The sequence below is a fragment of the Streptomyces sp. NPDC056883 genome, assembly GCF_042788835.1.
Classification (GTDB): Bacteria; Actinomycetota; Actinomycetes; order Streptomycetales; family Streptomycetaceae; genus Streptomyces; species Streptomyces stoeckheimensis.
Genome location: NZ_JBHUBS010000008.1, coordinates 346,832 through 357,980 on the forward strand (window position 1 = coordinate 346,832; position 11,149 = coordinate 357,980).

The 11,149-nt window shown below is 70.6% G+C and carries 9 protein-coding genes; 8 read left to right on the forward strand and 1 reads right to left on the reverse strand.

What is annotated here, in order from left to right; translation table 11 throughout:
- Positions 1–141: 141 nt before the first annotated feature.
- Entirely contained in the window at positions 142–642 is a 501-nt protein-coding gene (gene bldD, locus ACFRU2_RS22245; protein WP_069929708.1) for a transcriptional regulator BldD, read from the reverse strand.
- Positions 643–882: 240 nt separating this feature from the next.
- Between bldD and pyrR the strand changes: the two genes are divergently transcribed.
- The 8 genes from pyrR (at position 883) to pyrF (ending at position 10,941) form a co-directional block, all read left to right on the forward strand.
- Positions 883–1,485 (forward strand): bifunctional pyr operon transcriptional regulator/uracil phosphoribosyltransferase PyrR, encoded by a 603-nt coding sequence (pyrR, locus tag ACFRU2_RS22250; protein ID WP_382974590.1) that lies wholly within the window; start codon positions 883–885, stop codon positions 1,483–1,485.
- A 107-nt stretch (positions 1,486–1,592) separates the two neighbouring features.
- Positions 1,593–2,582, forward strand: coding sequence for an aspartate carbamoyltransferase catalytic subunit (locus tag ACFRU2_RS22255; protein WP_382974592.1), 990 nt, complete (start codon positions 1,593–1,595; stop codon positions 2,580–2,582).
- A 2-nt stretch (positions 2,583–2,584) separates the two neighbouring features.
- Entirely contained in the window at positions 2,585–3,871 is a 1,287-nt protein-coding gene (locus tag ACFRU2_RS22260) for a dihydroorotase (RefSeq protein ID WP_382974594.1), read from the forward strand.
- Positions 3,868–4,449: a hypothetical protein gene (locus tag ACFRU2_RS22265; protein ID WP_382974597.1), complete on the forward strand. Its 582-nt coding sequence runs from the start codon at positions 3,868–3,870 to the stop codon at positions 4,447–4,449. The genes ACFRU2_RS22260 and ACFRU2_RS22265 overlap by 4 nt, the downstream gene beginning before the upstream one ends.
- On the forward strand, positions 4,446–5,609 hold the full coding sequence (carA, locus tag ACFRU2_RS22270) for a glutamine-hydrolyzing carbamoyl-phosphate synthase small subunit (protein ID WP_382974599.1): 1,164 nt from the start codon (positions 4,446–4,448) through the stop codon (positions 5,607–5,609). Before ACFRU2_RS22265 ends, carA begins: the two co-directional genes overlap by 4 nt.
- On the forward strand, positions 5,602–8,910 hold the full coding sequence (gene carB / locus ACFRU2_RS22275) for a carbamoyl-phosphate synthase large subunit (RefSeq protein WP_382974602.1): 3,309 nt from the start codon (positions 5,602–5,604) through the stop codon (positions 8,908–8,910). Before carA ends, carB begins: the two co-directional genes overlap by 8 nt.
- 79 nt (positions 8,911–8,989) lie before the next feature.
- Positions 8,990–10,099, forward strand: a complete 1,110-nt coding sequence (locus ACFRU2_RS22280; RefSeq protein ID WP_382974604.1) for a quinone-dependent dihydroorotate dehydrogenase — start codon at positions 8,990–8,992, stop codon at positions 10,097–10,099.
- A gap of 5 nt (positions 10,100–10,104) precedes the next feature.
- Positions 10,105–10,941 (forward strand): orotidine-5'-phosphate decarboxylase, encoded by an 837-nt coding sequence (pyrF, locus tag ACFRU2_RS22285; RefSeq protein WP_382974649.1) that lies wholly within the window; start codon positions 10,105–10,107, stop codon positions 10,939–10,941.
- Positions 10,942–11,149 lie beyond the last annotated feature (208 nt).

Consider the following 11,149-nt stretch of genomic DNA (forward strand, 5'->3'; position numbering starts at 1 on the left):
CACAGGCGCCTGGTGGCCCCTCCTTCGGACCCCCCCTGGGGCGCGGGGGGCCCTGGGGGGGGAGGGAAAGGGTGGGGGGGGGCGGGGGTTTTTTCGTCCCCCGCCACCCACCGGTAAACGTTTCTGCTGGGGCTCGGGGGACTAGATGTCCTCGTGCGCCACCGCGCGGCGCGCGTCCGCGTCCAGTACGCCCCAGCTGATGAGCTGCTCGGTCAGGACCGAGGGCGACTGGTCGTAGATGACGGCGAGGGTGCGCAGGTCGTCCTGGCGGATCGAGAGCACCTTGCCGTTGTAGTCGCCGCGCTGGCTCTGGATGGTCGCCGCGTAACGCTGCAGCGGGCCGGCCTTCTCGGCGGGAACGTGGGCGAGGCGCTCCAGGTCCAGGCGCAGCTTCGGCGGCGGCTCGGCCGCTCCGCCGGGGGTCGTACCCGGCAGCAGCTCCTGCACGGGAACCCCGTAGAAGTCCGCCAGCTCGGCGAGACGCTGGACGGTCACGGCGCGGTCTCCGCGCTCGTAAGAACCGACCACCACGGCCTTCCATCGGCCCTGGGACTTCTCCTCGACACCGTGGAGGGAAAGGCCCTGCTGGGTGCGGATGGCGCGGAGCTTGGCCCCGAGCTGTTTGGCGTATTCGCTGGACATAACGCTCCCGGACGCTGTGACGACATGACCACGTGCGGCTCCGCCGCGCGGCTGGTAACTCACTGTGAGGTTACGCAGCGTTACTTGGATGCGTCAAGCCGAATGGTCTCCAACGCCCACGTAAGAGGGGTCCTGGGCTGCCCCGATGCCCGGTCGCGGGAATCCCCCTGGTACCGTGGAACACGTACATCCGACGTCCTTTAAGGTCCGTCCCGTGAGGCGGAGAAGGAGGTCCTTTTCATGGACACTCAGCAGTCTCAGCAGTCTAAGAACAGCGGCATCGATGCCGATGTCATGCGCCCCGTTCTCGAAGCGCAGGACATCGCCCGTGTTCTGACCCGCATCGCCCACGAAATCGTCGAACGCGCCAAGGGCGCCGACGATGTGGTGCTCCTCGGCATTCCCACCCGCGGCGTGTTCCTCGCCCGCCGGCTGGCCGCCAAGCTCGAAGAGATCACCGGTGTGAAGATCCCGGTCGGCTCCCTCGACATCACCATGTACCGCGACGACCTGCGGATGAAGCCGGCCCGGGCGATCGGCCGCACCGAGATTCCCGGCGACGACATCGACGGCCGCCTGGTCGTCCTCGTCGACGACGTTCTCTTCTCCGGCCGCACCATCCGCGCCGCCCTCGACGCCCTCGGCGACCTCGGCCGCCCCCGCGCGGTGCAGCTCGCGGTCCTCGTCGACCGCGGCCACCGCGAACTGCCGATCCGCGCCGACTACGTCGGCAAGAACCTCCCCACGTCGCTGCGGGAGAACGTCCAGGTCCAGGTCCAGGAGGAGGACGGCCGAGACGCCGTGCTGCTCGGCCAGCGGACCGACCGGGCAGCCGGGCAGTAGCCCCTCGCCGACGGCCGGGCCCCGTGGGGTCCGCGCCGCAGCCTGCCCTGCCCTGCGCACCCCTAGCCAGCCCGCCTGTCTGCCCTACCGACTTACGGAGCACCCGGATGAAGCGCCACCTCATCTCGGCCGCCGATCTCACGCGCGACGACGCCGTCCTGATCCTCGACACCGCCGAGGAGATGGCCCGTGTCGCGGACCGGCCGATCAAGAAGCTGCCCACCCTGCGCGGCCGCACGATCTGCAACCTCTTCTTCGAGGACTCGACCCGGACCCGGATCTCCTTCGAGGCCGCCGAGAAGCGCCTCTCCGCCGACGTCATCAACTTCGCGGCCAAGGGTTCCAGCGTCTCCAAGGGCGAGTCCCTGAAGGACACCGCCCAGACCCTGGAGGCCATGGGCGTCGACGCGGTCGTCATCCGCCACCACGCCTCCGGTGCGCCCTACCGGCTCGCCACCTCCGGCTGGATCGACGCCCCGGTGATCAACGCCGGCGACGGCACCCACGAGCACCCCACCCAGGCCCTGCTCGACGCCTTCACCATGCGCCGCCGCCTGGTCGGCAAGGACGCCGGGCTCGGCAAGGACCTGAACGGCCGCCGGATCACCATCGTCGGCGACGTCCTGCACAGCCGGGTCGCCCGCTCCAACGTCCAGCTGCTGCACACCCTCGGCGCCCAGGTCACCCTGGTGGCCCCGCCCACCCTGGTGCCCGTCGGCGTCGAGGCCTGGCCGTGCGAGATCTCGTACAGCCTGGACGAGGTGCTGCCGAAGTCCGACGCCGTGATGATGCTGCGGGTGCAGCGCGAGCGGATGAACGCCGCCTTCTTCCCGACCGAGCGCGAGTACTCCCGCCGCTACGGCCTGGACGGCGCCAGGATGGCCCGCATGCCCGAGCACGCCATCGTGATGCACCCCGGCCCGATGGTCCGCGGCATGGAGATCACCGCCGAGGTCGCCGACTCCGACCGCTGCACGGTCATCGAGCAGGTCACCAACGGCGTCTCGATCCGCATGGCCGTCCTGTACCTGCTGCTCGGAGGCTCCGAGCCCGCCGTCACCACCGCCAGTACGCCCCGCACCGAGGAGAGCAAGTAAAGATGAGCAAGATCCTTATCCGTGGCGCGAAGGTACTCGGTGGCGACGTCCAGGACGTCCTGATCGACGGCGAGACCATCGCCGCCGTGGGCACGGACCTCGACGCCGGCGACGCGACCGTCATCGAAGCCGCGGGCCAGGTCCTCCTGCCCGGCCTCGTCGACCTCCACACCCACCTGCGCGAGCCCGGCCGCGAGGACTCCGAAACCGTCCTCACCGGCACCCGCGCCGCCGCCTCCGGCGGCTACACCGCCGTCTTCGCCATGGCCAACACCTTCCCCGTCGCCGACACCGCCGGCGTCGTCGAGCAGGTGTGGCGCCTGGGCAAGGAGTCCGGCTACTGCGACGTCCAGCCCATCGGCGCCGTCACCGTCGGCCTCGAAGGCAAGCAGCTCTCCGAGCTGGGCGCCATGCACGAGTCCGCCGCCCGCGTCACCGTCTTCTCCGACGACGGCAAGTGCGTGGACGACGCGGTCATCATGCGCCGCGCCCTGGAGTACGTGAAGGCCTTCGGCGGCGTCGTCGCCCAGCACGCCCAGGAGCCCCGCCTCACCGAGGGCGCCCAGATGAACGAGGGCATCGTCTCCGCCGAGCTCGGCCTCGGCGGCTGGCCGGCCGTAGCCGAGGAATCGGTGATCGCCCGCGACGTCCTGCTCGCCGAGCACGTCGGCTCCCGCGTCCACATCTGCCACCTCTCCACCGCCGGCTCCGTCGAGATCATCCGCTGGGCGAAGTCCCGCGGCATCGACGTCACCGCCGAGGTCACCCCGCACCACCTGCTCCTCACCGACGAGCTCGTGCGCTCGTACAACCCGGTCTACAAGGTCAACCCGCCGCTGCGCACCGAGGCCGACGTCATGGCCCTGCGCGAGGCGCTGGCCGACGGCACGATCGACATCGTCGCCACCGACCACGCCCCGCACCCGCACGAGGACAAGGACTGCGAGTGGGCCGCCGCCGCCATGGGCATGGTGGGCCTGGAGACCGCGCTCTCCGTCGTCCAGCAGACGATGGTGGAGACCGGACTGCTCGACTGGGCGGGCGTGGCCGAGCGCATGTCCTTCGCCCCGGCGCGCATCGGCAGCCTCCCGAACCACGGACGCCCCGTCTCGGCAGGTGAACCCGCGAACCTGACCTTGGTCGATACCTCGTACCGTGGTGTCGTGGACCCCGCACACTTCGCCTCCCGCAGCCGCAACACGCCTTACGAGGGCCGTGAGCTGCCGGGTCGCGTCACCTACACCTTCCTGCGGGGCCGGGCAACGGTCGTGGACGGGACGCTGGCGTGACACCTGCAGTAATCCAACTGGCCGCCGAAGGGACACGACAGTCGGCTGAGGTGACGGACTGGGGTGCCCGCATCGCGTGGGTGATCGGTCTGCTCGTCTTCATCGCCTTCGTGTACTGGCTCATGCGGCAGGGCTGGAAATGGCGCGGCACCCTGCAGAGCGATCTGCCGGAGCTGCCCGCCGCCCCCGGCGGTCTCCCCGAGCACCGGCTGGCCCTGACCGGCCGGTACCACGGGTCCACCACCGCCGGGCAGTGGCTCGACCGGATCGTCGCCCACGGACTGGGCGTCCGCAGCCGGGTCGAGCTCGCGCTCACCGATGCGGGCCTCGACGTGGTCCGTCCGGGTGCCACCGACTTCTTCGTACCGGCCGCGCAGCTGCGCGGCGCCCGCCTCGACAAGGGAATCGCGGGCAAGGTACTCACCGAGGGCGGTCTCCTCGTCGTCACATGGGCGCACGGCGACAGGCTGATCGACTCCGGATTCCGCTCCGACCGTGCGGCGGAACACGCCGCCTGGGTCGAAGCGATCAACGACATGAACCACTCAATCACCACGACGGAAGGCGCCGAACGATGACGACCTCCACCAGGGGAGCAGCCAAAGCTCCCGCCGTACTCGTCCTGGAGGACGGTCGGATCTTCCGCGGCCGCGCCTACGGCGCTGTGGGGGAGACCTTCGGCGAGGCCGTGTTCTCCACCGGCATGACCGGCTACCAGGAGACCCTCACCGACCCGTCGTACCACCGGCAGGTCGTCGTGATGACCGCCCCGCACGTGGGCAACACCGGTGTCAACGACGAGGACCCCGAGTCCTCCCGCATCTGGGTCGCAGGGTACGTCGTACGCGACCCCGCCCGCGTCCCCTCCAACTGGCGCTCCGTGCGCTCGCTGGACGAGGAGCTCGTCAAGCAGGGCGTCGTCGGGATCTCCGGCATCGACACCCGCGCCCTGACCCGCCACCTGCGCGAGCGCGGCGCCATGCGCGTCGGCATCTTCTCGGGCGAGGCCTGGGAGGGCGTCCGCGACGAGGCGCTGCTGGCCAAGGTCCAGGCCGCCCCGCAGATGAAGGGCGCCGACCTCTCCGCCGAGGTCGCCACCAAGGAGACGTACGTCGTCCCCGCGATCGGTGAGAAGAAGTTCACCGTCGCCGCCGTGGACCTCGGCATCAAGGGCATGACCCCGCACCGGATGGCCGAGCGCGGCATCGAGGTGCACGTGCTCCCCGCCACCGCCACGGTGGAGGACGTGTACGCGGTCAACCCCGACGGCGTGTTCTTCTCCAACGGCCCGGGCGACCCGGCCACCGCCGACCACGCGGTCTCCGTCATGCAGGGCGTCCTCGCCCGCAAGACCCCGCTCTTCGGCATCTGCTTCGGCAACCAGATCCTGGGCCGCGCGCTCGGCTTCGGCACCTACAAGCTGAAGTACGGCCACCGCGGCATCAACCAGCCGGTGCAGGACCGCACCACCGGCAAGGTCGAGATCACCGCGCACAACCACGGCTTCGCCGTGGACGCGCCCCTCGACAAGGTGTCGGAGACCCCCTACGGCCGCGCCGAGGTCTCCCACGTCTGCTTGAACGACAACGTCGTGGAAGGCCTCCAGCTGCTCGACCAGCCGGCCTTCTCCGTCCAGTACCACCCCGAGGCTGCCGCCGGCCCGCACGACGCCGCGTACCTCTTCGACCGCTTCACGTCCTTGATGGACACCGCCCAGATGGAGGCCGATCGTGCCTAAGCGCACCGATATCCAGTCCGTCCTGGTCATCGGCTCCGGCCCGATCGTCATCGGCCAGGCCGCCGAGTTCGACTACTCCGGGACCCAGGCCTGCCGCATCCTCAAGGCCGAGGGCCTGCGGGTGATCCTGGTGAACTCGAACCCCGCCACGATCATGACCGACCCGGAGATCGCCGACGCCACGTACGTCGAGCCGATCACCCCCGAGTTCGTCGAGAAGATCATCGCGAAGGAGCGCCCCGACGCGCTGCTCCCGACCCTCGGCGGCCAGACCGCGCTGAACACCGCCATCTCCATGCACGAGCAGGGTGTGCTGGAGAAGTACGGCGTCGAGCTCATCGGCGCCAACGTCGAGGCGATCAACAAGGGCGAGGACCGCGACCTCTTCAAGGGCGTCGTCGAGGCCGTCAAGGCGAAGATCGGCTACGGCGAGTCCGCCCGCTCGGTCATCTGCCACACGATGGACGACGTCATCCAGGGTGTCGACACCCTCGGCGGCTACCCCGTCGTCGTGCGCCCCTCCTTCACCATGGGCGGCGCCGGCTCCGGCTTCGCCCACGACGAGGACGAGCTGCGCCGCATCGCCGGCCAGGGCCTCATGCTCTCCCCGACCACCGAGGTGCTCCTGGAGGAGTCCATCCTCGGCTGGAAGGAGTACGAGCTGGAGCTGATGCGCGACACCAAGGACAACGTCGTCGTCGTCTGCTCCATCGAGAACTTCGACCCGATGGGCGTCCACACCGGCGACTCCATCACCGTCGCCCCGGCGATGACGCTCACGGACCGCGAGTACCAGCGGCTGCGCGACATCGGCATCGCGATCATCCGCGAGGTCGGCGTCGACACCGGCGGCTGCAACATCCAGTTCGCGATCGACCCGACCGACGGCCGGATCATCGTCATCGAGATGAACCCCCGCGTCTCGCGCTCCTCCGCGCTCGCGTCGAAGGCCACCGGCTTCCCGATCGCCAAGATCGCCGCCAAGCTGGCCATCGGCTACACGCTCGACGAGGTCCCCAACGACATCACCGAGAAGACGCCGGCCTCCTTCGAGCCGTCCCTCGACTACGTCGTCGTCAAGGCCCCGCGCTTCGCCTTCGAGAAGTTCCCGCTGGCCGACGCCACCCTCACCACCACCATGAAGTCGGTGGGCGAGGCCATGGCCATCGGCCGCAACTTCACCGAGGCCCTGCAGAAGGCCCTGCGCTCGCTGGAGAAGAAGGGCTCGCAGTTCACCTTCGTCGGCCCCACCGGCGACAAGGAAGAGCTCCTCGCCACCGCGGTCCGCCCGACCGACGGCCGCATCAACACCGTCATGCAGGCCATCCGCGCCGGCGCCACCCAGGAAGAGGTCTTCGAGTACACGAAGATCGACCCCTGGTTCGTCGACCAGCTCTTCCTCATCAAGGAGATCGCGGACGAGCTGGCCGCCGCCGACAAGCTCTACCCCGAGCTGCTCGCCGAGGCCAAGCGCCACGGCTTCTCCGACTCCCAGATCGCCGAGATCCGCGGCCTGCGCGAGGACGTCGTCCGCGAGGTCCGCCACGCCCTGGGCGTCCGCCCGGTCTACAAGACGGTCGACACCTGCGCCGCCGAGTTCGCCGCGAAGACCCCGTACTTCTACTCCTCGTACGACGAGGAGTCCGAGGTCGCCCCGCGCGAGAAGCCCGCGGTCATCATCCTGGGCTCCGGTCCGAACCGCATCGGCCAGGGCATCGAGTTCGACTACTCCTGCGTCCACGCCTCCTTCGCCCTCAGCGACGCCGGCTACGAGACCGTGATGGTCAACTGCAACCCGGAGACCGTCTCCACCGACTACGACACCTCCGACCGCCTGTACTTCGAGCCGCTGACGCTCGAAGACGTGCTGGAGATCGTCCACGCCGAGTCGCTGGCCGGCCCCATCGCCGGTGTCGTCGTCCAGCTCGGCGGCCAGACCCCGCTGGGTCTCGCCCAGGCCCTCAAGGACAACGGCGTCCCGGTCGTCGGCACCCCGCCGGAGGCCATCCACGCCGCCGAGGACCGCGGCGCCTTCGGCCAGGTCCTCGCCGAGGCCGGCCTGCCCGCCCCCAAGCACGGCACGGCCACCACCTTCGCCGGCGCCAAGGCCATCGCCGACGAGATCGGCTACCCCGTCCTCGTACGCCCCTCGTACGTGCTCGGCGGCCGCGGCATGGAGATCGTCTACGACGAGGACCGGCTGTCCTCGTACATCGCCGAGTCCACCGAGATCTCGCCGACCCGCCCCGTGCTGGTCGACCGGTTCCTCGACGACGCGATCGAGATCGACGTCGACGCCCTCTACGACGGCACCGAGCTCTACCTCGGCGGCGTCATGGAGCACATCGAGGAAGCCGGCATCCACTCCGGCGACTCGGCCTGCGCCCTGCCCCCGATCACCCTCGGCGGCTACGACATCAAGCGGCTGCGCGCCTCCACCGAGGCCATCGCCAAGGGCGTCGGCGTCCGCGGCCTGATCAACATCCAGTTCGCGATGGCGGGTGACATCCTCTACGTCCTGGAGGCCAACCCGCGCGCCTCCCGGACCGTCCCCTTCACCTCGAAGGCGACCGCGGTCCCGCTCGCGAAGGCCGCCGCGCGCATCTCGCTCGGCACCACCATCGCCGAGCTCCGCGAAGAGGGCATGCTCCCGAAGACCGGCGACGGCGGCACCCTGCCGCTCGACGCGCCGATCTCCGTCAAGGAGGCCGTCATGCCGTGGTCGCGCTTCCGCGACATCCACGGCCGCGGCGTCGACACGGTCCTCGGCCCGGAGATGCGCTCCACCGGCGAGGTCATGGGCATCGACTCCGTCTTCGGCACGGCGTACGCCAAGTCGCAGGCCGGCGCCTACGGCCCGCTGCCCACCAAGGGCCGCGCCTTCATCTCCGTCGCCAACCGCGACAAGCGCACGATGATCTTCCCGGCGCGCGAGCTCGTCGCCCACGGCTTCGAGCTGATGGCCACCTCCGGCACCGCCGAGGTCCTGCGCCGCAACGGCATCAACGCCACCGTCGTGCGCAAGCTCAGCGAGGGCGAGGGCCCGGACGGCGAGAAGACCATCGTCCAGCTCATCCACGACGGCCAGGTCGACCTGATCGTCAACACCCCGTACGGCACCGGCGGCCGCCTCGACGGCTACGAGATCCGTACGGCCGCGGTGGCCCGCGGAGTCCCGTGCCTCACCACGGTCCAGGCGCTCGCCGCGGCCGTCCAGGGCATCGACGCGCTCAACCGCGGCGACGTGGGCGTCCGCTCGCTCCAGGAGCACGCGGAGCGCCTGACGGCAGCCCGCGACTAGCAGCCCGTACGAAAGGGGGGCACCGGCGATAATGACCGGTGTCCCCCCTTTCATGAGTGCCAAAGGGATATTTCGGACGATGTACAAACTGTTCTTCAACCTCGTCTTCAAGCGGATGGACCCGGAGCAGGCCCACTACATGGCCTTCCGCTGGATCCGCCTCGCGGCCCGCACCCCGGTCCTGCGCACCTTCGTCGCCGCCTACCTGGCCCCCCGGTACGCGTCCCTGCGCACCGAGGCCCTCGGCCTGCGGATGCACGGCCCCTTCGGGCTCGCGGCCGGCTTCGACAAGAACGCCGTCGCCATCGACGGGATGTCGATGCTCGGCTTCGACCACATCGAGATCGGCACCGTCACCGCCGAGGCCCAGCCCGGCAACCCGAAGAAGCGGCTGTTCCGGCTGGTCCCGGACCGCGCGCTGATCAACCGCATGGGCTTCAACAACGAGGGCTCGGCGGCCGTGGCGGACCGCCTGGCGGCCCGCGTCCCCGTCTTCAAGACGGTCGTCGGCGTCAACATCGGCAAGACCAAGGTCGTCCCCGAGGAGGAGGCCGTCGCCGACTACGTGGCCTCCACCGAGCGCCTCGCCCGGCACGCCGACTACCTCGTCGTCAACGTCTCCTCCCCGAACACCCCGGGCCTGCGCAACCTCCAGGCCACCGAGTCGCTGCGCCCGCTGCTGAGCGCCGTGCGCGAGGCGGCGGACCGCGTCGTGACCGACCGGCGGGTCCCGCTGCTCGTCAAGATCGCGCCGGACCTCGCCGACGAGGACGTGGACGCCGTCGCCGACCTGGCGCTGGAACTGGGCCTGGACGGCATCATCGCGACGAACACCACGATCGCCCGCGAGGGCCTCGGCCTGAAGTCCGACGCCTCGCTGATCAAGGAGACCGGCGGCCTCTCCGGCGCCCCCGTCAAGGAGCGCTCGCTGGAGGTCCTGCGGCGGCTGTACGCCCGCGTGGGCGACCGGCTGGTCCTGGTCGGCGTCGGCGGCATCGAGAACGCCGAGGACGCCTGGCAGCGGATCCTGGCCGGTGCGAGCCTGGTCCAGGGCTACAGCGCCTTCATCTACGAGGGCCCCTGCTACGCCCGCGCCATCCACAAGGGCCTGGCCGCGCGCCTGGCCGCCAGCCCGTACGCGACGCTCGCCGAAGCGGTGGGCGCGGAAACCCGAAAGGCCGCTCTGTGACCTCCGTGACCCCCTTCGGCACCCGCCTGCGCGAGGCGATGGACACGCGTGGGCCGCTGTGCGTCGGCATCGATCCGCACGCCGCCCTGCTGGCCTCCTGGGGCCTGAACGACGACATCGCGGGCCTGGAGAAGTTCTCCCGCACGGTGGTCGAAGCGCTCGCCGACTCGGTCGCGGTCTTCAAGCCGCAGGCGGCGTTCTTCGAGCGGTTCGGCTCGCGCGGGATCGCGGTACTGGAGCAGACGGTGGCCGACGCCCGTGCGGCGGGCGCGCTGGTCGTCATGGACGCGAAGCGGGGTGACATCGGCTCGACGATGGCCGCGTACGCGGAGACCTTCCTCTCGCCCTCCTCGCCGCTGTTCTCCGACGCGCTGACGGTCTCCCCGTACCTCGGCTACGGCTCGCTGAAGCCGGCCGTCGATCTGGCGCGGGAGTCGGGGGCCGGGCTGTTCGTGCTGGCGCTGACCTCCAACCCGGAGGGTGCGGAGGTCCAGCGGGCGGTGCGGTCGGACGGTCGCTCGATCGGGGCGACGATGCTGGCGCACCTGGCGGCGGAGAACGCGGGGGCCTCCCCGATGGGCTCCTTCGGAGCCGTGGTCGGGGCGACGCTCGGGGACCTGTCCTCCTTCGACCTGGACATCAACGGGCCGCTGCTGGCCCCCGGCATCGGTGCGCAGGGCGCCACCGCGGCGGACCTGCCGGCGGTGTTCGGCGAGGCCGTCGGCAATGTCGTTCCGAACGTGTCGCGGGGCGTCCTGAAGCACGGCCCCGACGCGGCCGCGCTCCGCGCCTCGGCGCAGGCCTTCGCGGACGAGATCCGCACCGCCGTCGCGTCGGTGTAGCCCCCGGGGCGCAGCCCTGCGGGGCCGTCCCCTACCCGCCCTTCCACCGTTCCCCGGGGCTCCGCCCCAGACCCCGCTCCTCAAACGCCGGAGGGGCTGGATTGCGGCTGGGGTCGGCTTGCATGTGCGCCCCGGAGGGGCTGGTTTGCCGCGTAGCGGCAATTCCCGCCCCCCCGACGCTTGGGGGGTGGGGAACAGGGGGTAGGGG

Coding starts and splice junctions, on each gene's coding strand:
- ACFRU2_RS22280 (WP_382974604.1), top strand. CDS start 8,990: ATGTACAAACTGTTCTTCAACCTCGTCTTCAAGCGGATGGACCCGGAG.
- carA (WP_382974599.1), top strand. CDS start 4,446: ATGACGACCTCCACCAGGGGAGCAGCCAAAGCTCCCGCCGTACTCGTC.
- pyrR (WP_382974590.1), top strand. CDS start 883: ATGGACACTCAGCAGTCTCAGCAGTCTAAGAACAGCGGCATCGATGCC.
- ACFRU2_RS22260 (WP_382974594.1), top strand. CDS start 2,585: ATGAGCAAGATCCTTATCCGTGGCGCGAAGGTACTCGGTGGCGACGTC.
- bldD (WP_069929708.1), bottom strand. CDS start 642: ATGTCCAGCGAATACGCCAAACAGCTCGGGGCCAAGCTCCGCGCCATC.
- ACFRU2_RS22255 (WP_382974592.1), top strand. CDS start 1,593: ATGAAGCGCCACCTCATCTCGGCCGCCGATCTCACGCGCGACGACGCC.